Origin of the sequence: Stenotrophomonas sp. STM01, from assembly GCF_014852135.1 — a bacterium.
In the GTDB taxonomy this organism is placed as follows: domain Bacteria; phylum Pseudomonadota; class Gammaproteobacteria; order Xanthomonadales; family Xanthomonadaceae; genus Stenotrophomonas; species Stenotrophomonas capsici.
Window position 1 is genome coordinate 130,769 of record NZ_JACVBA010000003.1, and the last position, 22,948, is coordinate 153,716.

Annotated in this window: 17 protein-coding genes and 3 tRNA genes; 17 read left to right on the forward strand and 3 right to left on the reverse strand. The window is 64.0% G+C overall.

Annotation, left to right across the window (positions count from 1 at the left end):
* Window positions 1–110 precede the first annotated feature (110 nt).
* The 5 genes from grxD to ppnN all read left to right on the forward strand — a co-directional run bounded on the left by grxD (window position 111) and on the right by ppnN (window position 6,659).
* Entirely contained in the window at window positions 111–431 is a 321-nt protein-coding gene (gene grxD / locus IB227_RS14795) for a Grx4 family monothiol glutaredoxin (protein ID WP_132862689.1), read from the forward strand.
* Window positions 428–1,171 carry an SDR family NAD(P)-dependent oxidoreductase gene (locus tag IB227_RS14800; RefSeq protein WP_192288041.1) on the forward strand — a complete coding sequence of 248 codons (744 nt, stop codon included), beginning with the start codon at window positions 428–430 and terminating at the stop codon, window positions 1,169–1,171. Before grxD ends, IB227_RS14800 begins: the two co-directional genes overlap by 4 nt.
* Window positions 1,168–1,761 (forward strand): YhgN family NAAT transporter, encoded by a 594-nt coding sequence (locus tag IB227_RS14805; RefSeq protein ID WP_132862691.1) that lies wholly within the window; start codon window positions 1,168–1,170, stop codon window positions 1,759–1,761. The genes IB227_RS14800 and IB227_RS14805 overlap by 4 nt, the downstream gene beginning before the upstream one ends.
* A 239-nt stretch (window positions 1,762–2,000) precedes the next feature.
* Window positions 2,001–5,159 (forward strand): TonB-dependent receptor, encoded by a 3,159-nt coding sequence (locus tag IB227_RS14810; RefSeq protein WP_225591892.1) that lies wholly within the window; start codon window positions 2,001–2,003, stop codon window positions 5,157–5,159.
* A gap of 111 nt (window positions 5,160–5,270) precedes the next feature.
* Window positions 5,271–6,659 carry a nucleotide 5'-monophosphate nucleosidase PpnN gene (gene ppnN / locus IB227_RS14815; RefSeq protein ID WP_192288043.1) on the forward strand — a complete coding sequence of 463 codons (1,389 nt, stop codon included), beginning with the start codon at window positions 5,271–5,273 and terminating at the stop codon, window positions 6,657–6,659.
* Between the two features lie 6 nt (window positions 6,660–6,665).
* Here the strand turns inward: ppnN and IB227_RS14820 are convergent, their stop codons facing one another.
* Window positions 6,666–7,691 carry a histidine kinase gene (locus tag IB227_RS14820; RefSeq protein ID WP_192288044.1) on the reverse strand — a complete coding sequence of 342 codons (1,026 nt, stop codon included), beginning with the start codon at window positions 7,689–7,691 and terminating at the stop codon, window positions 6,666–6,668.
* Window positions 7,692–7,819: 128 nt separating this feature from the next.
* Here IB227_RS14820 and IB227_RS14825 point away from each other — a divergent pair, with 128 nt between their 5' ends.
* Genes IB227_RS14825 through IB227_RS14850 form a run of 6 tightly spaced genes read left to right on the forward strand, consistent with a single transcriptional unit; the run spans window position 7,820 to window position 14,454 of the window.
* Window positions 7,820–8,350 carry a GspH/FimT family pseudopilin gene (locus IB227_RS14825; protein ID WP_225591893.1) on the forward strand — a complete coding sequence of 177 codons (531 nt, stop codon included), beginning with the start codon at window positions 7,820–7,822 and terminating at the stop codon, window positions 8,348–8,350.
* 16 nt (window positions 8,351–8,366) lie between these two features.
* Window positions 8,367–8,882, forward strand: a complete 516-nt coding sequence (gene pilV / locus IB227_RS14830; protein ID WP_192288046.1) for a type IV pilus modification protein PilV — start codon at window positions 8,367–8,369, stop codon at window positions 8,880–8,882.
* A 14-nt stretch (window positions 8,883–8,896) separates the two neighbouring features.
* A complete protein-coding gene (locus IB227_RS14835; RefSeq protein WP_165931103.1) occupies window positions 8,897–9,823 on the forward strand; it encodes a prepilin-type N-terminal cleavage/methylation domain-containing protein in 927 nt (308 codons plus the stop codon).
* Window positions 9,820–10,383, forward strand: a complete 564-nt coding sequence (locus IB227_RS14840) for a PilX N-terminal domain-containing pilus assembly protein (protein ID WP_132862697.1) — start codon at window positions 9,820–9,822, stop codon at window positions 10,381–10,383. Before IB227_RS14835 ends, IB227_RS14840 begins: the two co-directional genes overlap by 4 nt.
* Before the next feature lie 29 nt (window positions 10,384–10,412).
* A complete protein-coding gene (locus IB227_RS14845; protein ID WP_192288047.1) occupies window positions 10,413–14,009 on the forward strand; it encodes a PilC/PilY family type IV pilus protein in 3,597 nt (1,198 codons plus the stop codon).
* Between the two features lie 13 nt (window positions 14,010–14,022).
* On the forward strand, window positions 14,023–14,454 hold the full coding sequence (locus IB227_RS14850; RefSeq protein ID WP_132866047.1) for a type IV pilin protein: 432 nt from the start codon (window positions 14,023–14,025) through the stop codon (window positions 14,452–14,454).
* A 154-nt stretch (window positions 14,455–14,608) separates the two neighbouring features.
* Here the strand turns inward: IB227_RS14850 and IB227_RS14855 are convergent.
* Both IB227_RS14855 and IB227_RS14860 read right to left on the reverse strand, forming a co-directional pair.
* Window positions 14,609–14,685 (reverse strand) — tRNA-Asn (locus tag IB227_RS14855).
* A gap of 47 nt (window positions 14,686–14,732) precedes the next feature.
* Window positions 14,733–15,284 (reverse strand): GspH/FimT family pseudopilin, encoded by a 552-nt coding sequence (locus IB227_RS14860; RefSeq protein WP_192288048.1) that lies wholly within the window; start codon window positions 15,282–15,284, stop codon window positions 14,733–14,735.
* 158 nt (window positions 15,285–15,442) lie between these two features.
* Here IB227_RS14860 and uvrB point away from each other — a divergent pair, with 158 nt between their 5' ends.
* The 6 genes from uvrB to brxC all read left to right on the forward strand — a co-directional run bounded on the left by uvrB (window position 15,443) and on the right by brxC (window position 22,938).
* Window positions 15,443–17,458, forward strand: coding sequence for an excinuclease ABC subunit UvrB (gene uvrB / locus IB227_RS14865; RefSeq protein WP_192288049.1), 2,016 nt, complete (start codon window positions 15,443–15,445; stop codon window positions 17,456–17,458).
* A gap of 96 nt (window positions 17,459–17,554) precedes the next feature.
* Window positions 17,555–17,629, forward strand: a tRNA-Val gene (locus tag IB227_RS14870).
* Window positions 17,630–17,745: 116 nt separating this feature from the next.
* Window positions 17,746–17,820, forward strand: a tRNA-Val gene (locus IB227_RS14875).
* A gap of 401 nt (window positions 17,821–18,221) precedes the next feature.
* Window positions 18,222–18,932 carry a hypothetical protein gene (locus tag IB227_RS14880; RefSeq protein ID WP_225591894.1) on the forward strand — a complete coding sequence of 237 codons (711 nt, stop codon included), beginning with the start codon at window positions 18,222–18,224 and terminating at the stop codon, window positions 18,930–18,932.
* Window positions 18,919–19,467, forward strand: a complete 549-nt coding sequence (locus tag IB227_RS14885; protein ID WP_192288051.1) for a BREX protein BrxB domain-containing protein — start codon at window positions 18,919–18,921, stop codon at window positions 19,465–19,467. The genes IB227_RS14880 and IB227_RS14885 overlap by 14 nt, the downstream gene beginning before the upstream one ends.
* Before the next feature lie 24 nt (window positions 19,468–19,491).
* The gene (gene brxC, locus IB227_RS14890; protein ID WP_192288052.1) at window positions 19,492–22,938 is read left to right on the forward strand and encodes a BREX system P-loop protein BrxC; all 3,447 of its coding nucleotides are present in this window, start codon (window positions 19,492–19,494) and stop codon (window positions 22,936–22,938) included.
* The last annotated feature ends 10 nt before the right edge of the window (window positions 22,939–22,948 follow it).

Below are 22,948 nucleotides of genomic sequence, written 5' to 3' on the forward strand. Positions count from 1 at the left end.
TCTTTTCAGGGCAAAGGCGCCGGGAATGCGTCGGCTCGGCTTACAATCCGTGGCCACGGGAAAGTCTATCCGACCAGGACGGGCCGTTCTTTCGCAGCAGGAGAATTCGAATGCCGGTGATGGAGCAAATCCAGGCAGAGGTGGAGCAGCATCCCCTCGTCCTGTTCATGAAAGGTACGCCGCAGTACCCGATGTGCGGCTTTTCCAGCCGCGCCGTGCAGGCGCTGATGGCCGCCGGTGCCGCGCACCTGCGCACGGTCAATGTGCTGGAGTTCCCCGAAGTGCGGGCCAACCTGCCGCGCTTCTCGAACCTTCCGACCTTTCCGCAGTTCTTCATCCACGGTGAGCTGATCGGCGGCTGCGACATCATCCTGGAGCTGCTCGAATCCGGCGAGCTCAAGCGCATCGTCGCCGAGGCGGGCCAGGCGTGAGTGCCCAGCCGGAAGGTTGGGCGCAAACGGACCTGGCGGGGCGGGTCGTGCTGGTTTCCGGCGCGGCCGGTGGCCTGGGCGCGGCGGCCGCCAAGGCGTGCGCCACGGCCGGCGCCACGGTGGTGCTGCTCGGCCGCAAGTTGCCCAAGCTCAATCGTGTATACGACGCGGTGGCCCAATTGGGGCCGGAGCCGCTGCTCTACCCGCTGGACCTGGAAGGGGCGACCCCGGACGACTTCGCGGTACTGGCCGAGCGGCTGGCCACGGAGCTGGGCGGCCTGGACGGGCTGCTGCACTGCGCGGCGGACTTCCCGGGGCTGACCCCGTTCGACCTGGCCAGCCCGGCGGCGTTCTCGCGCGCCATCCACGTCAACCTGACCGCACGTGCCTGGCTCACCCAGGCCTGCCTGCCGCTGCTGCGCCAGCGTGACGACGCGGCGGTGGTGTTCAGCCTGGATGATCCGGCGCGGGTAGGGCAGGCGTTCTGGGGCGGCTACGGCGTGGCCCAGTACGGGCTGCGTGGCCTGATCGACACGCTGCACCACGAGCTGCGCAATGGCCCGGTGCGTATCAGTGGCGTGCAGCCCGGGCCGATGCGGACCGCGCTGCGCGCGCGGGCCTTTATCCATGGCGAGGACACCGCCGCGCAGGATCCTTCGGCCTATGCCGCGGCCTGCGTCACGTTGCTGTCGGCCGCCGGTTCGGCCTGGCGCGGGCAGGTGCTGGACGCGGCCGGGTGACCATCCTCTCGGCGGCCCTGCTGCTGTTCCTGATCCTGGACCCGCTGGGCAACATCCCGGTATTCCTGAGCCTGCTCAAGCCCCTGGCCCCGCGTCGCCAGCGCATCGTGCTTGTGCGCGAGCTGCTGATCGCCCTGGCCGTGCTGATGGCCTTCCTGTGGGGCGGCAAGTACGCGCTGGAACTGATGCACCTGCGCCAGGAATCGGTGGCCATCGCCGGGGGCATCGTGCTGTTCCTGATCGGCATCCGCATGATCTTCCCCAAGCCGGAAGGGCTGATGGGGGCGGTGCCGGACGGCGAGCCGTTCATCGTGCCGATGGCGATCCCGTTGGTGGCCGGCCCCTCGGGCATGGCGGCGGTGATGCTGATGGGCAGCAACGAGCCCGACCGGCTGGGTGACTGGAGCCTGGCCCTGCTGCTGGCCTGGGGCGCGACCGCCGCCATCCTGATGTCGGCCACCCTGCTGTACAAGCTGCTGGGTGCCCGCGCGCTGACCGCCCTGGAGCGGCTGATGGGCATGCTGTTGGTCGCTATTTCCGTGCAAATGCTGCTCGATGGCCTGGCCACCTACCTCGGGTCACTCCAATAACCGATTGATTTGTCGGTTCTTGTCCGATCGTGTTGCCGCAGGACTGTCTTATTGCAGTCATAAACTGTCATTACCGTGTTAACCTTATCTTAACCGTTGCGGCTGAAACCGCTCCGGAAGGGACCCCCAGATTCAAGCCGATCAGGCGCCCGGTTGACCCCGGGGCTGATGGATCGCGTTTTTTTTCAATCGCCAACTCGTTTCGAGGCTACCTACCCATGAATCATCCTCGCATCCGGATGTCCAAGCTCACCCTTGGCCTCATTGCCGCCCTCGCGGCTGCTCCGGCTTTCGCACAGAGCACCTCCGCCGGCGTCGGCGGCCAGGTCACCAACACCGCCGGCCAGCCGGTCGCTGGTGCGGAAGTCACCATCACCCACGTCGAGTCGGGCACGGTCAGCCGTGCGACCACCGACGCGGCTGGTCGCTACAACGCCCGCGGTCTGCGCGTGGGTGGTCCGTACAGCGTCACCATCACCAAGTCCGGTGAAGGCACCAAGACCGAAGACGGCATCTACCTGGGCGTGAACCAGAACGGCACCGTCAACGCCGCCCTGACCGGCGACATGGCTGCCACCACCCTGGAAGCCGTGCAGGTCATGGCCGTTGCCGGTGGTTCGGAAGTGTTCAGCGCGACCAAGATGGGCACCGGCACCTCGGTGAGCCGCCAGACCATCGAAGCGCTGCCGTCGATGAACGGCAACATCCAGGACTACATGCGCCTGGATCCGCGCGTGGCCTTCGTTGACCGCGCCTCGGGCTCGATCTCGGCCGGTGGCCAGAACCCGCGTTACAACGCGGTGCGCATCGACGGCGTCAACGCCTCGGACACCTTCGGTCTGGAAGGCAACAACATGCCGACCAAGCGCCAGCCGGTCTCGATGGAAGCGCTGGAAGCAATCAACGTCGACATGTCCAGCTACGACATCACCATCACCGGCGCCACCGGCGCGGTGGTTGATGCCGTGACCAAGTCCGGTACCAACGAGTTCCATGGTTCGGTCTATGGCTACATGCGCGATGGCTCCTGGTTCGGCGACAACCCGGGCGGCGGCAAGTTCGACGGCTTCGAGGACGAGAAGACCTACGGCGTCACCTTCGGCGGCCCGATCGTCAAGGACAAGCTGTTCTTCTTCGCCAACTACGAAAAGTACGAGCAGGCTGCTCCGGGCGCCGACGTTGAAGGCAGCCCGCTGGGCAAGGGCACCATCAGCCTCGGCGACGTCGCTGAAGCGCAGAAGATCTTCCAGGAGCGCTATGGCGTCTCCGCTGGCGACTACTCCTCGGCTTCGGACACGGACCTGGAAGAGTACGCGCTGAAGATCGACTGGAACATCAACGACGACCACCGCGCCAGCTTCCGCTACAGCAAGCTGGAGCAGAGCAAGCTGCGCGTGAACGGCTTCTCGACCACTGCTGCCTCGGTGAGCTCGTACTGGTACCAGCACGACAAGGAAATCGAGTCCTACGTCGGCCAGCTGTTCAGCGACTGGTCGGACAACTTCTCGACCGAGTTCAAGGTCAGCTACCGTGATTTCCAGGCCGTGCGTAATCCGTCGGCCAAGGGCACCCCGGCGATCAAGATCGACTTCGGCGGCATCCACAGCAGCCAGGAATACGGCAACAGCCCGTACCTGTGGCTGGGCACCGAGAGCAACACCCAGTACAACGAGCTGTACACCAAGACCTGGAACTACTTCGGCGCGGGCACCCTGACCCTGGGCGACCACGACGTGAAGTTTGGTGCCGATTTCAGCAGCAACGACATCAACAACGTCTATGCGCCGTACGTTGATGGCTACCTGGAATATTTGGGTATCGATGCGTTCCGCAACGACACCCCGGTCCAGACCATCTGGCGTGACCCGGCCACCGGCGGCGCCGAAAGCCTGGCCGCGAAGTACAAGTACGAAACCCTGGGCCTGTTCGTGCAGGACACCTGGTACGTCAACAACAACCTGACCCTGACCCTGGGCCTGCGTGCCGACAAGTACGACACCAACCATCGCCCGCAGTACAACCAGCAGGCGTCGGAGTACTTCGGCTACAACAACACCTCGATCGGCGACAACAGCTTCCTGTTCCAGCCGCGCGTTGGCTTCAACTACACCTTCGACTCGGATCGTCCGACCCAGCTGCGCGGTGGCGTTGGCCTGTTCCGTGGTGAATCGCCGCAGGTGTGGCTGGGCAACATCTTCGCCAACACCGGCATCAACTACAGCCAGACCACCGAGTACCCGATCAAGGGCACCTCGAAGGACGCACAGCAGGTCGTGAACTTCGTCTCCGACGACTTCAAGACCCCGTCGGTGTGGAAGGCCAACCTGGCGTTCGACCACGAGCTGCCGTGGTACGGCATCGTGGGTTCGGCCGAGTTCCTGTACTCCAAGGTCAAGGATGGCTTGTTCTTCAAGCGCCTGGAACTGGAGAACCCGAGCTTCGTCGGTGCCCCGGATGGCCGTGAGTTCTTCTGGAAGAGCGTCTACGGCACCACCTCCGGCTCCAAGTCGACCGGCCCGAGCTGGGCGAGCGACGCCGTGCTGCTGGACAACACCGACAAGGGCCGTACCGCCCAGTTCACCGCTTCGCTGTCCAAGCCGTTCAGCGAGCAGAGCGACTGGGCCTGGAGCCTGGGCTACACCTACACCGATGCCAAGGAAGTGGCGAGCAACACCTCGTCGGTGGCGACCTCGAACTGGAACAACAACTACATCTTCCAGGCCAACGAAGACGCCCTGGCCCGTTCGCGTTACGAAGTCCGTGACCGTATCTCCGGTGCCCTGAACTGGAAGCACAAGTTCTTCTCGGACTACGAGACCCAGGTTGGCCTGTTCTATGAAGGCCGTACCGGTCGCGCCTACAGCTGGGTGTACGCCAACGACATGAACGGCGACGGCCGTACCTTCAACGATCTGTTCTACGTGCCGAAGGGCCGTGGCGACGTGATGTTCAAGGGCGGCGCGGCCATGGAAGACGCGTTCTTCAAGTGGCTGGAGTCGAACCCGGAACTGGCACGCTATGCAGGTTCGGTCACCCCGCAGAACGCTGGCCGTGCCGGCTTCGTCAACACCTTTGACGTGCGCATCACCCAGCAGCTGCCGGGCTTCATGAAGGGCCACAAGTCGGAGATCTGGCTGGACATCCAGAACATCGGCAACATGCTGAACAAGAAGTGGGGTCGCATCTACGACTACGGCTTCTATGCTGACCAGGGCGTTGCCAACTTCATCGGCATCGACCAGGCCACCGGCAAGTACATCTACGACTTCCGCACTGCCCGCGTGGGCAACCAGTCGGCAACGGTCACCGAAGGTGCCTACGCCAACGCGGACGCCGACGGCTTCAACACCGGTGTCTCGCAGTGGTCGCTGCAGCTGGGCTTCCGCTACAAGTTCTGATCGGTTGATTGATCGGATGTAAACCGAAAACGGCCGGGGCAACCCGGCCGTTTTCCTTTTCATGGGGGCAGCGCTAAAGTCGATCGCCAATGAGAAGGAGCAGCAGTGGAAATGACCAAGAGTGAAGGGGCAGCGAGGGCGCTGCCGGTACAGGACGCGCGCATCTACCCGCGTGGCGGGCTGGACGTGCTGTCGCGGACCGAGGTGGCGCGCCTGCGCGATGCCTCCAGCGGCGGCATGCACGAGCTGCTGCGCCGCTGCGCGCTGGCAGTGCTCACCAGCGGCAGCGCTTCGGACGACCCGCGCGCCGCGCGCGACCTGTACCCGGACTTCGACATCCAGGTGACCCAGCAGGACCGCGGCGTCCGCATCGACCTGAGCAACGCGCCGGCGGCGGCCTTCGTCGACGGCGAGATCATCCGCGGCATCGCCGAGCTGCTGTTCTCGGTGGTGCGCGACCTGGCCTACATGGCCATCGAGCTGGGGCCGGAGTACGCCTCGGACCTAGAGACCACCGACGGCATCACCAACGCGGTGTTCGGCGTGCTGCGCAATGCGCGCATCCTGCAGCCGAGCGAGCCCAACCTGGTGGTCTGCTGGGGCGGCCATTCGATCTCCCGCGACGAGTACATCTACACCAAGCAGGTCGGCTACGAGCTGGGGCTGCGCGGGCTGGACATCTGCACCGGCTGCGGACCGGGCGCGATGAAGGGGCCGATGAAGGGCGCCACCATCGCCCATGCCAAGCAGCGCCGTACCAACACCCGCTACATCGGCATCACCGAGCCGGGCATCATCGCCGCCGAGTCGCCGAACCCGATCGTCAACCACCTGGTGATCATGCCGGACATCGAGAAGCGTCTGGAGGCGTTCGTCCGGCTGGGGCACGGCATCATCGTGTTCCCGGGTGGCGTGGGCACCGCCGAGGAGATCCTGTACCTGCTGGGTATCCTGCTGCGCGAGGAGAACGCCGAGCTGCCGTTCCCGTTGATCCTCAGTGGCCCGGCCATCGCGGCGCCGTACTTCGAGCAGATCGACCGCTTCATCCGCCTGACCCTGGGCGATCGCGCTGCCGAGCGCTACGAGATCATCGTCGGCGACCCGGTCGCGGTGGCGCGCAAGATGTCGCAGGGGATCAAGCGGGTGCGCGAGTTCCGCCTGGCGCACCGCGATTCGTTCTTCTACAACTGGCAGGTCGACATCCCGCTGGCCTACCAGCAGCCGTTCGTGCCCACCCACGAGGCCATGGCCGCGCTGGACCTGCACAAGGGCAGGCCGGCCCCGGACCTGGCCGCCGACCTGCGACGCGCGTTCTCCGGCATCGTGGCCGGCAACGTGAAGGAGGAAAGCATGCGCCGCATCGAGGACTTCGGCCCATTCAGGATCCACGGCGACCCGGAGATGATGCAGGCGCTGGATGCGTTGCTGCGGGCCTTCGTGGAGCAGCGCCGCATGAAGATCTCCGGCGATTACCGGCCGTGCTACCAGGTGGTGGCCTGAGTCGACTCAGGTCGGCAGCGTGACCAGGGTGATGTGGCGGCCGTTCTCGATGCGCGTCGCCACGTCGCCCAGGCCGCCGGTCAGGGCCTGGATGCGAGCCCGCGAGGACTCCAGTCCGAGCTTGTGGCCCGTGCGTGCCGCAGTGCTGCCGGCGGGCGGCAGGTCGTTCTCGATCAGGATGCTCAGCATGTCCCTGGCCACGTCCAGGCGGACGTGGATGTCGCCTCCGGACGGGGAGGGCTCGACGCCATGGCGTATCGCGTTCTCGATCAGGGGCTGGATCGACAGCGTGGGAACCGCGCGACCCGGCAGCGGATCGGGGAGATCCCAGTGGATGCGCATGCGGTCACCGAAGCGCAGCCCCTCGATCTCGGCGTAGCGCCGGGACAGTGCGATTTCCTCGCTAAGCGGGATGGCCCGGGGGCCGGCCAGGGCCGCGCGGAACAGGTCGGCCAGGTCCAGCAGCAGCCGTTCGGCGTCTTCCGGGCGCTGGTGGACGAGTGCCGCGCCCGTGTTGAGCGTGTTGAACAGGAAGTGGGGGCGGATGCGGGCCTGCAGCGCTTCCAGTTCGGCCTGTTTGGCGCGGACCGCGAGTTGGCGCAGTCGCCAATGGCTGTGGAAGGCGACGAGTGCCAGCAGGCCCACCAGCAGGGCCAGGGTGGTGAGTTTCACGGCAAAAACAGGCCAGCCTTCGGCCGGTACCAGCCAGGTGTCGTGCAGTACCACCCATGCCAATGTGGTAACCAGCCATGTGCTGCATAGCAGGGCTGCCAGGGCGACCGCCGCGATCCGTGTCGGGCTGACGCGGAGCAGGTGGCGCCTTGCCAGGTACAACATCGCCAGAGAGGCGAGGGCGACCCATTGAATGGTGAACGAAGCCAGCCCGAAATAGGTCAGCAGGTCCACCCGCGCGCTCTGTGACAGGGTCAGCAGGGCGGCCAGCGCCTCGCCGGTCAGCATGATCCGGATGATGGTCTGGGCCTGCGAGAGGGGGTCCAGCGGGTTCAGTGCTGCCTGAGGGGATGCGGGCATGCCGTGCCAGATTCCAGGAGGGGCGGTGGGGGGTTGCCATTCATGCGATGGATCGGCCCGTTCGTCCCCCAGACATTGAAGCGGGACGTGGCCGGTCATTAGAGTAAGTCGTCCAAATGGGGAAGGATATGCCCAGCAATCTTCGAGCTACCGGCCGAAGGCCTCTGCGCCTGCGCGCGCGGGGCTTCAGCTTGGTCGAGTTGATCGTCACCGTGGCCATTGCCGCGATCCTGGCGGCCATCGCGGTGCCGTCATTTCGTTCGGTGATCAACGCCAACCGTCTGACCTCCCAGTCCAATGATCTGGTGGCCTCGCTGCAGTTGGCCCGCAGCGAAGCCATCAAGCGCAATGCCCAGGTTTCGGTATGTGGCAGCGCCGATGGTGCGACATGTGGCGGGGGCTGGGACAGTTGGCTGACCGTGATCGAGTCCGACAGCACCGTGCTGCACGTGGGCACCTCAAAGGCGCCGGTCGAGGTCAGTTCCGATGTGGCCCGGTTCACCTTCCGTCCCGACGGCCTGTCCAGCACGGCCGTCAACAGTGCCGTCACCTTCTGTATTCCGACCGGTAGCCCGGCGGACAACCAACGTACCGTCACCCTGACATCGGCTGCACGCGTCAACAGCAGCCGGGTCGATGGTGGCGGCGCATGTCCTTGAGACGGGAGCTCCACAGATGAGAACCGCAGCAATCCCCGGGCGGATTGGCTCTTCGAAGCGTCGGCAGGTGGGCGTGAGCCTTATCGAGGTAATGGTTTCGGTCCTGGTGCTGGGCGTGGCCCTGCTGGGCATCGCTGCCATGCAGGCCACCGCATTGCGGAACGGGCAGAGTTCGCTGGAGCGCAGCCAGGTCGTCGCCTATTCCTACTCGGTCATCGATGCAATGCGGGCCAACCGGCAGGAGGCCTTGGCCGGCGCATACAACACCGGCGGCATGGAGTGCTCGGTGCCCGACGGCGGGACCCTGGCGCAGAACGATGTGAGTCGCTGGATCGAATCGCTGAAGAACGGCATGGCCGGTTCCGACGACGACGAGTCCGTCTGCGGGCAGATCGCCTGTGCGGCCGAGGTATGCACGGTCACCGTGCAATGGGATGACACCCGCGGCAGCAAGGGTAATGCGGCGGCTGACAACGCCGACAACGTGGAGGGGGGCGCCGAGCGCCAGGTGCAGACGGTGGTCAGGCTATGAGTGGCATACGTGCAATGAAGAAGATGCAGTCGCGGTCGGGGATGGCCGGCATGACGCTGATCGAGCTGATGATCTCGCTGATCATCGGCCTGGTCGTGCTCGGTGCGGTGGCAATGATCTTCCTCTCCAGCCAGCAGGCGTATCGGACCACCGATGGGCTGGGCAAGGTGCAGGAGAACATGCAGTTCGGATTCGAGATGATGGCCCGGGACATCCGCGAGGCCGGCGGCAACCCGTGCGACATCGATCTGCCGGTCGCCAATGTGGCTGACCTCGGCGGGACGAACTGGTGGAGCACCTGGTCGCAGCCGGTGCGTGGCTACGACAATGGTTCGCTGTCCGGCTCCACCGCCGGGACCGACGCGCTGCAGCTGCTGCTCGTCGGCTCGGATATCGCCAATGTCAGCGCACATGCGGGCACGACCTTCACCGTCGACAACGGCAGCAGGTTTGCGGCCAATGACGTGCTGATGGTCTGCGACACCAAGCAGCTGGCGGTGTTCCGGGCGGGCGCGACCAGTGCGACCAGCGTGAGCCATTCGAACGGTGGCAACTGCAGCAACAGCCTCAATGTGCTGCCGGCGCCGTGCAACGCGTCCGCACCGGCGTACATCTACCCGCGCAATTCCGTGATCAGCAGGCTCAATGGCGTGCGCTGGTTCGTGGCTGACAACGGCCGCGGTGGCCGTTCGTTGTTCCGCGTGCTCAATGGTGCTGCCCGCGAGGAAATGGTTGAAGGTGTCAACGACATGCAGTTGGCGTTTCTGCAGGATCCGGCGACGACCGACTACGTCGGCGCCGGCGCGGTGGCGGGTTGGCAGGACGTGACGTCGATACGGATCACTTTCACCGTCAACAGCGACAGCGCGGTGGGGACGGGCAACACGCCGTTGTCGCGCCAGCTTGAGTACGTGGTCACCCTGAGGAGTCGTGCGCAATGAACATCAACAAGCGCGTGCGCGGGTACGCGGTGCGGCAGGGGGGGGCAAGCCTGCTGGTGGTCCTGATCATCCTGATCGTCATCACCCTGATCGGGCTGGCGAGCATCCGCGGCACGCTGCTGCGCGAGCGTATGAGCGGCAACATGTATGACCGCAGCCTGGCCTTCCAGTCCGCCGAATCGGCATTGCGCGAGGCGGAGGTCGCCGTCCGGGCGGCGGTCGTGGCGGGCAGCACGATCGGCGTGGACTGCAGCAATCCGGCCACGGCGTGCCCCATCCCGCCGGCCAACACCTACAGCGGCGGCGGGGCGGGCTGGATCAACGGTACGGCCACGCAGACGCTGGCGGCGGGGCGCCCGCAGTACTACGTCCAATACCTCGGCCAACGCGAAAGCACGGACGAGCTGCAGCAGAACCAGAGCGCCAACGCCAACCAGTACGGTGGCGGTGGTGGCGTGACGCTCGAGTCGTTCTACCGCATCGTCGCCCGTAGCCATGATCCGGCCGCCGTCACGGATCGCGCGGTTGTGGTCCTGCAATCCAACATCACGGTCAAGTAAGTACCGTCGTCCTGGGACTCTGAAAGATCATGAAAACGACATCCATCGAAACAATCGTCCAGCCGCGTTCGTTGAGCAGTCGATTTGGCGCTTTCGCCATCGGCCTGTTCGCCGCCTTGTGCTCGGCCCAGGCGCCGGCCGTGGAGATCGCCCAGTCACCGATGTACGTGGGCAGCGACGTGCCAGGCAACCTGGTGCTGGTGCCGTCGGTGGAATATCCAACCCTGATCAGCCAGGCGAACATCGGCAACTACGACACGTCGCGCCGGTATTCGGGTTACTTCGATCCGGCCAAGTGCTATCTGTACAACTACAGTGCCACCGAGACGGACCGCTACTTCTATCCTGTGGGTGCGGCGGTTTCGTTCAATTGCGCCACTGCAAAGCAGTGGAGCGGCAATTACATGAACTGGGCGGCCACCCAGACCATCGACCCGTTCCGCTCCGGGCTTACCGGTGGGTACCGCGTGGTGGATACCCCGACCACGACGGTTCTGGAGAAGGCGCGCCACCACGGCTCGGGTCTGTATCCGGACCGCACCATCCCCGCGTCGTCCACCAATGCCACCCTGGTCAACAACCTGACCGGTGCGCAGTGGAACAGCCTGAAGATCCGCATCGCAGGGCTGGGCAACAAGATGCGCTTCACTTCCAGCGGCGATCTCGGTGCCACTCCGGTGCCTTACAACCCGGCGGTGCATACCCTCACCACGGGGAAGAATGGTGATGCCGGCACCGTCTATGAAGTCAGTGTGCGCGTGAAGGTCTGCGATGCGAGCGTGGGCGTGGAGAGTAATTGCGTCCAGTACTCGCAGGGCTGGAAGCCTGAAGGCCTGATCCAGGAGTACTCCAAGCGCATCCGCTACAGCATCTTCGGCTTCCTCAACGAGTCGGGGAATACCCGGAATGGCGGCGTGATGCGTGCGCGCCAGAAGTTCGTCGGCCCCAACAGCTACTACCCGGAAGTCGGCACGCTGGTGAACGCGAACGCCGAATGGGATTCCACCACGGGCGTGCTGCGCCGTAATCCCGACCCGGACGATGCAAGTGCCACCGCAACCACCGGCATCCAGGACAGCGGCGTCATCAATTATCTGAACAAGTTCGGCCAGATGACGACGGCTTCGCCGAAGAGCAATGACCCGGTGAGCGAGCTGTACTACGCGGCGCTGCGTTACTTCCGTGGGCAGGGCAACATCGATGCCTATACCCGGAACATCAACTACACCTACGCCGACGGTTTCCCGGTCATCACCGATTGGGATGATCCGATCCGGTACTCCTGCCAGGTGAACGCGGCGTTGGGCATCGGTGACGTGAACACCCACGAAGACCGCGATATTCCCAATACGCCGGACAAGGACTACGACCTGGCGGTCAAGTACACGCAGAAGATCTTTGACCTGGAAGGTATTACCACCAAGGCCAATGCCTCCAGTTTCAGTGGTCGTGGCAACTCGGCCTTCATCGCCGGCCTGGCGTACTACGCCAATACGAACGACATCCGTCCGGATGACCTGGCCAAGCCCAACACCACCGGGAAGCAGACGCTCTCGACCTATTGGGTGGACGTGCGCGAGAACCAGATCCTGGAGCCGAAGACCGCCAACCAGTACTGGCTGACTGCCAAATACGGTGGCTTCGACGTGCCGCTGGGTTTCGATCCGCTGACGACCAAGGCGTTGCAGGAGTCGTGGTGGCATACGAATACCGACTACCTGACCAGTGGTTCAGGTGGCGGCGTGACGAGCACCGTCAACAGCTACCCGCGTCCGGACAACTTCTACGTGGCCAGCGAGGCCGACAAGATGGTGGCCAGCCTGCGCCAGGCCTTCGAGTCGATCGCCAAGAAGGCGGAGGGCTCGGCGAGCTCGTTCGCCAGCAACTCGACGAAGCTGGATGCCGGTGCACGCACGTTCCAGGCGCAGTTCGTCACCGGCCAGAATCGCGAGTGGGCGGGGCGCCTGTATGCGTATGACGTCAATGCCACCACTGGTGCGCTGACGCAGGCCTGGTCCGCTGCCGACCAGTTCCCGGTCTGGGGGCCGACCAACGCCACCACCAACGCGCGCAAGATCTTCTACAACAATGGTGGATCGCTTGCCGCGTTCCAAGGTTCGGTCAACGGCCTGTCCGCGGCGGTGGTGAACTATCTGCGCGGTGATCGTTCCGGTGAGAAGAGCAATGGCGGGACTTTCCGTAACCGCCTGAGCCTGCTGGGCGACATCGTGAATTCGCAGCCGGTGTATGTGGGCGCGCCCAACAGCCGTCTGTACATGAAGAGCACCTTCGCCGGTTCCAGCAACTACGCATCGTTTGCTTCCGTCCAGGCCACACGTACTCCGGTGGTGTATGTGGGGGCCAACGACGGCATGCTGCATGCGTTCAATGCGAGCAGTGGCAAGGAGCTGTTTGCCTTCGTTCCCACCGAAGGCATGGCCAAGCTCAGTGGTGCGTTGAAGTACACCGACCCGGCCTACGAGCACACTTATACGGTTGACGGTGCCATGACCGCGGCGGACTGGTATGACGGTGCGAACTGGCGTACCGCGCTGGTCGGCACCATGGGGCGTGGCGGCAAGACCGTCTTCGCGCTGGACGTGACCAACCCGGCGTCGCCCACCCTGATGTGGGAAGTGAACGATGCAGCGTTGGGCAACAACCTGGGCCAGCCGATCGTTTCGCAGGTGGCTGACGGGGAGTGGAAGGTGTTGCTGGGCAACGGCCCGAACAGCAGTGACGGGATCGCCAAGCTGGTGGTGATCAACATGTCCAACGGGAGCATGTCCACCATTTCCACGGCGACTGGCAGCGACAATGGCCTGTCCGGCATCAACGCCTGGTCCGCTGCAGGCAACGGCCTGGTCGATACCGTGTATGCCGGTGACCTCAAGGGCAACATGTGGCGCTTCAAGCTGTCGACGGGAACCGCCAGCCTGTTGTTTGCGGCAGGGGCCACCAAGCCCATCACGGCGGCCCCGTTGGTCGCGGTGAACCCCAAGACCCTGCAGACCTGGGTGTTCTACGGTACGGGCCGTTACCTGAATTCGGCGGACCGCGCGAACAAGAACGTGCAGACCTGGTATGGCCTGATCGACAAGGGTTCGACCATTTCCGGAGCGGGCGGCCTGAAGCAGGTGAGCGTCCTCAACGAAGGCAAGGTCGGCGGCTACGACGTGCGTGTCATCGAGCGCGTGGCCACGACGGGTGAGGACGGCTGGTACATGAACCTGCTTCCGTCCTCGGGTACTGCGGCAGGTGAGCGCATGGTGGTGCCGAACTTCTTCCAGGGCCTGACCCTGATCGGCACCACGCGCATCCCGGATTCAGCGGATGTGTGCAGCCCGACCGGCAAGGGCTATACGATGGCGATCGATCCGTTCACGGGTGGGCGCCTGTCCGGCGGCTTCTTCGATGCCAACGGCGATGGCGTGATCGACAGCAAGGACTCGCTGGATGGCGTGCCGGTATCGGGCATCGGTTACGGCAGCAGCCCGAACAATCCGATCTTCATCGGTGACAACATGTATACCAGTCTTGACGATGGCACCTACGACAAGACCAAGACCAATACCAACAACGGCAACATCAAGCGCGTTTCCTGGCGCGAACTGATCGGGAACTAAGGGAGTGAACAAGATGGTTCGTGCACAACGGGGGGCGGTGCTTGCAGGTAGGGGCCGGGCGGCGGGTTTCACGCTGGTCGAGTTGATGATCGTGGTCGCGGTGATCGCGATCCTGTCAGCCATCGTCTATCCCAACTACCGGGAGTACGTGGTCAAGGCGCGTCGTACGGCCGTGGCAGGCTGCCTGCAGCAGCATGCGCAGACGATGGAGCGTTACTACACAACCAATCTGACGTATGTCGGTGCACCGGCTCCGCGTTGTGACGCGGACTTGGCGGCGTTCTACCAGGTAGGCTTCCAGGGAGGGGATCCGACCGCGCGTGCCTACATCCTGCAGGCGGTGCCGACGTCGAGCCAGAAGGATCCCAAGTGCGGGACGTTGACGGTCAATGCGCAAGGGGTGCGCACGAAGAGCGGAACGGCGACGGTTGCTGATTGCTGGTGATGCGCCGCACGATTCCCCAAGAAGCCCGCCGGAACCGGCGGGTTTTTTTGTTGCAGGAAACGGTGCCCTTGCGTCGGGAAGCATGGCATCCATTTCTCGCAGACGCAGGAACGATAAAGCCCGCCTTGCGGCGGGCTTTATCGCTTTCTTGATCTGGCGCCCGAAGTTGGACTCGAACCAACGACCCCCTGATTAACAGTCAAGTGCTCTAACCGGCTGAGCTATTCGGGCGGGGACGCGCATTCTACTCAGCACGGCCCGACCGCGCAACTCCCCGTTCAGGGCGGGCAGGTTGCTCCCTCGATGATCCGTCCATTGCGGACGCGCCCACTGTTGTTGACGACCACCTGCCTGAGCAGCTGGCCTGTGGTGGTGCAGATCGAAAGGGTCAGGTTGGAGCCCGCATTGCGGCCGTCGGGGAGGTAGCGGACCCGACTCCGACCAGCGCTGCTCCTCAGGTTCAGGGTTGCTGGCGCGAGCTGTCTGCCGGTCCGGATGATGTCCGTGGGAAGGTCAGGCTGCCCGTTGCCGTCAGGATCGGTGAAGACCAGCCAGATCTCCGCCCAGTTGCGGGTTGACGTGCACTGCTTGCCGTCCATGGAGGGGCATAGCAGGGTGGGTTTGCGCTGCCAGATCGCAGTCTGGCGGGCCAGATGCAGATGCCCCACCAAGGCATTCTGCAACGCCGTTGCCCGGGAATGACGAAGTTGCCCGCTCATTGCCGGCGCGGCGAGCGCTGCCAACAAGGAGGCCACGACAATGCATGCGAGTGTTTCGATCTGGGAAAAGCCCCTGCTGGCGGGGTGGCTGACACGTCGTTGACCCATCATGGGGCGGGGCTTCCGTGCTGATCGGGTCGTCCCATGCTGCATGGGTGTGCGTGTGCCGGGACTCGGGGGAGCTGGCCCCTGAACTTGAGGTTAGTCCCTGCCGGGTCGTCATCACGGCGCTCGCTATACTGGGCAGTCCACGCAGGCAAGGCCTCCCCATGTCCGACAGCTTCCAGCTCGTATCGCCTTACGCTCCGGCCGGCGACCAGCCTGCCGCCATCGAGAAGCTGGTGGCCAATTTCGACGCGGGCATCGCCAAGCAGACGCTGCTGGGCGTGACCGGCTCGGGCAAGACCTACACCATCGCCAACGTCGTGCAGCAGATCCAGCGGCCGACGCTGGTGATGGCGCCGAACAAGACCCTGGCCGCGCAGTTGTACGGCGAGTTCAAGGCGTTCTTCCCGCACAACGCGGTGGAGTACTTCGTCAGCTATTACGACTACTACCAGCCGGAGGCCTACGTGCCGGCCTCGGACACCTTCATCGAGAAGGACAGTTCGATCAACGAGCACATCGAGCAGATGCGCTTGGCCGCGACCAAGACGCTGCTGTCACGACCGGACGCGATCGTGGTGGCCACCGTTTCGGCGATCTATGGCCTGGGTGCGCCCGAGGACTACCTGTCTTTGCGCCTGATCCTGTCCAAGGGCGAGCGCATCGACCAGCGTGACCTGATCAAGCATCTCACCCAGTTGCAATACACCCGCAATGAGTACGAACTGCAGCGCGGTACCTTCCGCGTGCGCGGTGAGGTGATCGACGTGTTCCCGGCCGAACTGGACAGCGAGGCGGTGCGTATCGAGCTGTTCGACGGCGAGATCGAGCAACTGAGCATGTTCGACCCGCTCACCGGGGAAAGCCTGCGCAGGATGCAGCGCTACACCATCTACCCCAAGACGCACTACGCGACCACGCGCGAGCGCGTGCTGGCGGCGATCGAGACCATCAAGGTCGAGCTGAAGGAGCGGCTGGAGCTGCTGTACGCGCAGAACAAGCTGGTCGAAGCGCAGCGCCTGGCGCAGCGCACCCAGTTCGACCTGGAGATGATGGCCGAGGTCGGCTACTGCAACGGCATCGAGAACTACTCCCGCCACCTGACCGGCAAGGCCGCCGGCGAGCCGCCGCCGACCCTGTTCGACTACCTGCCGGCCGACGCCTTGCTGGTCATCGACGAATCGCACGTCACCATTCCGCAGATCGGCGCGATGTACAAGGGCGACCGCTCGCGCAAGGAAACGCTGGTGGAGTTCGGCTTCCGCCTGCCCTCGGCGCTGGACAACCGCCCGCTGCGGTTTGAGGAATGGGAGGCGCGCTCGCCGCGCAGCATCTATGTGTCGGCCACGCCTGGCCCGTACGAGCTGCGCGAATCCGGCGAGGAGATCACCGAGCTGGTGGTGCGCCCGACCGGCCTGATCGATCCGCAGGTGGAGATCCGCCCGGTCGGCACCCAGGTCGATGACCTGATGTCCGAGTGCAATGCGCGCATCAAGATGGGCGACCGCGTGCTGGTCACCACGCTGACCAAGCGCATGGCCGAGAACCTCACCGAGTACCTGGGCGAGCACGGCATCCGTGTGCGTTACCTGCATTCGGACGTGGATACGGTGGAGCGGGTGGAGATCATCCGCGACCTGCGCCTGGGCAAGTTCGACGTGCTGGTCGGCATCAACCTGCTGCGCGAGGGCTTGGACATGCCGGAAGTATCGCTGGTGGCGATCCTGGACGCGGACAAGGAGGGCTTCCTGCGCTCGACCGGTTCGTTGATCCAGACCATCGGCCGTGCCGCCCGCAACGTGCGCGGCAAGGCGATCCTGTACGCCGACAAGATGACCCGCTCGATGCAGGCGGCCATCGACGAGACCGACCGTCGCCGGCAGAAGCAGGTGGAGTACAACGAGTTGCACGGCATCGTGCCCCGCTCGGTGGCGCGGCCCATCGTGGACATCCTGGAAGGGGCGCACGAGGAGGGGTCGGCCAAGTCCAGCGTCAAGGGCAAGGGGCGTCGCGTGGCCGAGCCGGAGGCCGACTACCTGCCAATGGACCCGGGCAAACTGGCGGCGCGGATCAAGGAGCTGGAACAGAAGATGTACCAGCATGCCCGCGACCTGGAGTTCGAGGACGCGGCCCGGGTGCGCGACCAGATCCACAAGCTCAAGGAGGCCAATCTGGGCTGAGGTGGCCAGCGTGAAGATTTTTGCAGAAAACGGTTGTCCAACCGGGCCGGGTTGGTTAAGATACGCGCCCTCGCAACGGTGAATTGTTGCAGCGACGGGCGGTTAGCTCAGCGGTAGAGCACTACCTTGACATGGTAGGGGTCACAGGTTCGAACCCTGTACCGCCCACCACTCCCCGGAATCGGGTCGAGTGGGCATCCAAAAAGGCCGGCCATCGGGTCGGCCTTTTTGTTGAAGCAGTACCCCGGTGCGGGCAGCACCACCGCAATGCACGCGTGTTGCGACAGGGGCGGTTAGCTCAGCGGTAGAGCACTACCTTGACATGGTAGGGGTCACAGGTTCGAACCCTGTACCGCCCACCACGAAATCAAAGACTTACTACTTTGACTCGTGGCACGTACGGAAAAAATACGGAAAAGCGGCCTGCATAAGCGCCGCTTTTTTTGTGCCTCGATTCTGAGCTAGTGACATGGCCTTCCATGCTCGGAGTGTGTCACCTTCAGCGTCCGATACGAGCATTGGAGTGCATCTCTTGGCTGATTTCGGCATCACTAATTGCAGTCAGATATAAGAGGTCGACTGTCGATCATGTCGACTGATAGCGACCAAAACGGCTAGCATCTACTCCCCCCCTAAAACGAATGTCGAGACGCGACCTGCATGCCCCTCGGCTCGTAAGGCGCAGGCCGGATTTATGCTCATGCTTCTCCCAGACTTGGGATTCAAGACCACTACCGGGGGCGCACATGCGTCTCGAACCATCATGCTGGCCGAGCTTGGCTTGCTGCTCGATGCCTGCCCGGAGGGGGCTGCCCAAGCTGACTATCGCGAGGCGGTCGTGGACATGAACTGCCTTGGCAAGCGTTCGGGCAATACCAGAGCACTGACTTGGGGCCATCTGGTCGATCTGTACGGTGTGAACCCTGAGCAATTGCTCTACCGCGGCATGTGCTGGTTCTGGTATCGGGACATCCAAGGTCGTCCATTGCTTGCCCTAGGCGCAGCCTTGGCGCGGGACGGGCTGCTGTCTTCGGTTGCCCCGCATATCTGGGCGGCCGCCCTAGAGTCAACGGTTTCTCGCGAGTCCGTGGAGACCTTCATCGCCGGCAAGTTCCCTGATCGCTTCAGCCCGGCGACTTTGAAGTCGGTCGCGCAGAACATCAATGCCACCCTGACCCAGGCAGGGCACCTTTCGGGCCGGGTGCGGAAGCTGCGGCAGCAAGCTCGCCCCACAGCAGGATCGGTCGCCTATGCCCTCCTGCTGGGATACGCCTCCGGCGCCAGGGGCCCGGAGCTCTTCCAGACTCGCTTCATGAAAGCACAGGACGTGCCGGTCGCTGTCTGCATTGATTTCGCGGAAGAGGCGGCCCGCAAGGGCTGGATCGAGTTCAAGCGCGTCGCAGACGTGATGGAAGTCGCCTTTCCCCGCCTTATCCGTCCTGAGGAGGAGGTTGTGATCCGTGAGCAAGCTTAAACGCCTGCTGCAGTCCTATGAACGTTTCATCGCGACGCCGTGGCGCGACGACGTGGCGGCGGCCCAGCGCGTGGTCTTTTGCGTGTACGACCCGATTGAGGAGCGTGCGTTGCGTTCCCGCATCGGTGAATTCGAGCTGGCAACTACCGCTGCGGGACATCGCTGGCAGCACTTCGACCTGACCGATACGTTCGCGCAGTGGCTGGGCACGCAGCGCTACGCGCAAAAGTACTTCGAGAAACCCGAACTGCTTGGCACCTTGCTGCCCAAGTATCTGGAATATCTGGAAAGTCGGTTCGCATCCTTTGCCGAACAGGTCGGTGCTGACAGCAACACCGTGGTGGCGGTGAGCGGCGTGGGCTCTCTGTTCGGGCTGTCCAAGGTCAAGGATGTGGTCGATGCCTTTGCGCCCCGCGTCAGCGGACGGCTGCTTGTGCTTTTCCCAGGCAGCTTCGAGAACAACAACTATCGCCTGCTTGACGGTTACGACGGCTGGAACTACCTCGCTGTCCCCATCACTGCAGACCAGGCCTGAACATCGAGCTATCCAGGGGTAGTTATGCTCAATCGCGACATCTATTTGAAGGATCCCGCCCAGCGGAAGCTGGTCAACCAAGGTGTGGCCAGTGTCAATGACGACGCTTCGGCCGATGCGCTTGCCGTCCTCCGCTACGAACTGGAGACCTTCGTCTGCGACGGCCAGTACGAGAAAGGCCTTTCGGACATCCTCGACACCTTCTTGCGCAACATCGACCAGCCGCAGCAGCCCGGTGTGTGGATCAGCGGCTTCTTCGGCTCGGGCAAGTCTCACCTGGTGAAGATGATGCGTGCGCTGTGGCAGGACGCGCCGTTCCCCGATGGCGCCACGCCGCGCGGAATCGCCGAACTTCCGCAGGGCATACAGGATCATCTCAAGGAGCTCAGTGCGCAGGGCCGACGCCACGGTGGTCTGCATGCCGCATCTGGAACCCTTGGGGCCGGTGCTTCCGGCAGTGTGCGACTGGCCCTGCTGCGCATCATTTTCAAGTCTGCCGGGCTGCCAGAGCAGTATCCGGTGGCGCGCTTCGTGATGTGGCTGATGAAGGAGGGGCGGCTGGACGAAGTGCGTGCCGCGGTCGCCGCAGCCGGCTACGACTGGCAGGAGGAGCTGGACAACTTCTACGTGGCCGATGGCATCGCCGATGCACTCATCCAGGTCTGGCCCGATCGCTTTTCTTCCCGCAATGCCTGCGTCGAGACGCTGACCCAGATGTTCCCGGCAGTAGCCGACGTCTCCAGCGACGAAATGATCAAGGCGATCCGCCAGGCACTGATCCGGGATGGCAAGTTCCCCTTGACCCTGGTCGTGATGGACGAGGTGCAGCAGTACATCGGTAGCGATAGCCAGCGCTCGCTGGACGTGCAGGAAACGGTCGAGGCCTGCAGCAAGAATATCGGTGGCAAGCTGCTGTTTGTCGGCACCGGCCAGACCGCCGTGACCGGCACCGCCAATCTGCAGCGCCTGCAGGGCCGCTTCACCGTTCGAGTCGAGCTGTCCGATTCCGATGTCGATGCCGTGATCCGCAAGGTGATCCTGGCCAAGAAACCGGAAGCCATCCCCGAGATTGCCAGCACCCTCGACCGCAACCTTGGCGAAATTTCACGCCACCTGTCGGGCACGGCGCTGGCGCATCGTTCAAATGACGTGCCGGTGTTCCCGCAGGACTACCCGCTGCTGCCGGTTCGCCGGCGCTTCTGGGAGGCCGCGCTCAAGGTGCTCGACCAGACCGGTACCGCCGCGCAGCTGCGCAACCAGCTGTCCGTGGTGCACAAGGTAATCCAGACCAACCTGGACGCTCCGCTGGGCTCAGTGGTGGCTGCGGACTTTGTGTTCTTCGACAGCGCTGACAACCTGCTGCAGTCACGCCAGCTACCGCGCAAGGTGCATGAAAAGACCAGTGCCTGGATGCGCGGCAGCGACGACGAGCGCCTGATTGCCCGTGCCACCGGCTTGGTATTCCTGATCAACAAGGTCGCCGCAGCCAATACCGATATCGGCATCCGCGCCACCGTGGACACGCTGGCCGACTTGCTGCTGGAGGATCTTCCGGCTGGCTCCAGCGCGTTGCGCAGCCGCCTGCCAGAGCTGCTGGATAGCTGCGAACTGCTGATCAAGGTCGATGCCGAGTACCGCATCCAAACCGAAGAAAGCGCGGCTTGGAACGACAGCTTCATGAACCAGCGTGCCATCCTTGCTAGCCAGGGGCATGCGCTCGAGCACGAGCGCGATACCCGCATCCGCAAAATGTTTGGCGAAGTCGTCGGGCGGCTGTCGCTGACCCAGGGTGATGCCAAGGTGCCCCGCGACGTCAGCTCCTTGTTCGACGCCGCATTGCCCAAAGATGCGGATCAACGCATCTACGTCTGGGTGCGCGACGGCTGGAGCACCGACGAGAACGCGGTACGGGCCGAGGCCCGGCAGGCGGGCAGCGAGTCGCCCACAGTGTTCCTTTTCCTACCCAAGCGCCATGGCGACGATTTGCATCAGCAGCTGATGGAGTACAAGGCGGCCAGCAACACCATCAGTGAGCGCGGTACTCCCGGCGCCAATGCCGCTGCCGACACCCGTGAAGCCTTCGAGGCCATGCAGACCACGGCACGCAATGCAGAGAACCGCATCCAGGCCATTTTGCGCGACTGTTTCGGTGATGCCCGCGTGTTTCAGGGGGGCGGTGCCGAAGTCACTGGCGCCGATGTGCAGGCGATGGCGAAGGAGGCTGCGGAAAGTGCGCTGCACCGCCTCTATCCGCAGTTCGGGATGGGGGACCATGCCGGCTGGGGCAAAGTGTTCGACCGCGCCCGCCAAGGTGCGCCGGATGCGCTGAAAGCCGTAGGTGATGAAGGTGAATCGGAGAAAAACCTGGTTTGCAAGGCGGTGCTGGGTTTTATTGCGGTAGGCAAGACCGGCGCCGAGATCCGTAGCCGCTTTGAAGGCGCGCCCTATGGCTGGTCGGGCGATACAGTTGATGGCGCCCTGTTCGCGCTGTTGGTAGCGGGTGCTTTGCGTGCCCAAGACGAACGCGGTCAGCCGGTCGACTTCAAGACGCTGGAGCGCAAGACCATCGGCAAGACCCATTTCCGGGTCGAGGCCACCACCATCACCGCACCGCAGCGCATCCAGATCCGCAAGCTGCTGCAGACACTGGATGTGATCGCCAGACCCAACGAAGAGCTGTCGGCGGTCGGGGTGTTTCTGGAGAAGTTGCGCGTGCTCGCCGAGCGTGCCGGTGGTGAAGCGCCCAAACCCGAGAAGCGCGATACCACGGTCATCGACGAGCTTCGCTACAGCGCCGGCAACGAACAGCTGCTGGCCCTGTACAACCAGCGCGACGACCTGACCACCCTGATCGGTGAGTGGCAACGCGATGCCGAGAAGATCGAGGCACGTTGGGCGCCTTGGCAGTCGCTCAGGCAACTGGCAACGCACGCATCCGGGCTGGACGGTGCCGAAGCCGCGCTGGCCCAGGTCGAAGCGCTTGCGGCCTCGCGCCAGCTCCTGGCCGATCCTGACCCCGTGCCCGGGCTCAGTACAGCGCTGTCGCAGGCGCTGCGCGAGCAGCTCAACCAGCAGGCGAGCGCCTATGCCGAACGCCACAAGGCGGGCATGAATGCGTTGGAGGCTGACCCCAACTGGGTCAGGCTGGAACCAGAACAGCGCCATGACCTGCTTGCCACCCAGCGACTGACCTTGGCCGATGTCCCTCCGGTCAAGGTGCAGACCACCCAGGACGTGCTGGCCACCTTGCAGGCGTATCCGCTGCCAGGGCTGGTGGATCGCGTCGTCGCGCTACCCGAGCGTTTTGCCCGCGTAGCCGAAGACACCGCGCAGCTGTGCGAGCCCAAGGTGCAGTTCATCGCGCTGTCCCAGCGCATCCTGCAAAACGCCGCCGACGTGGATGCCTGGGTGGCTGAGGCGGCTGAGATGCTCAAGGTCGCGCTGGCCAACGGCCCCGTGCGCCCGCGCTAAGGAGAATAAT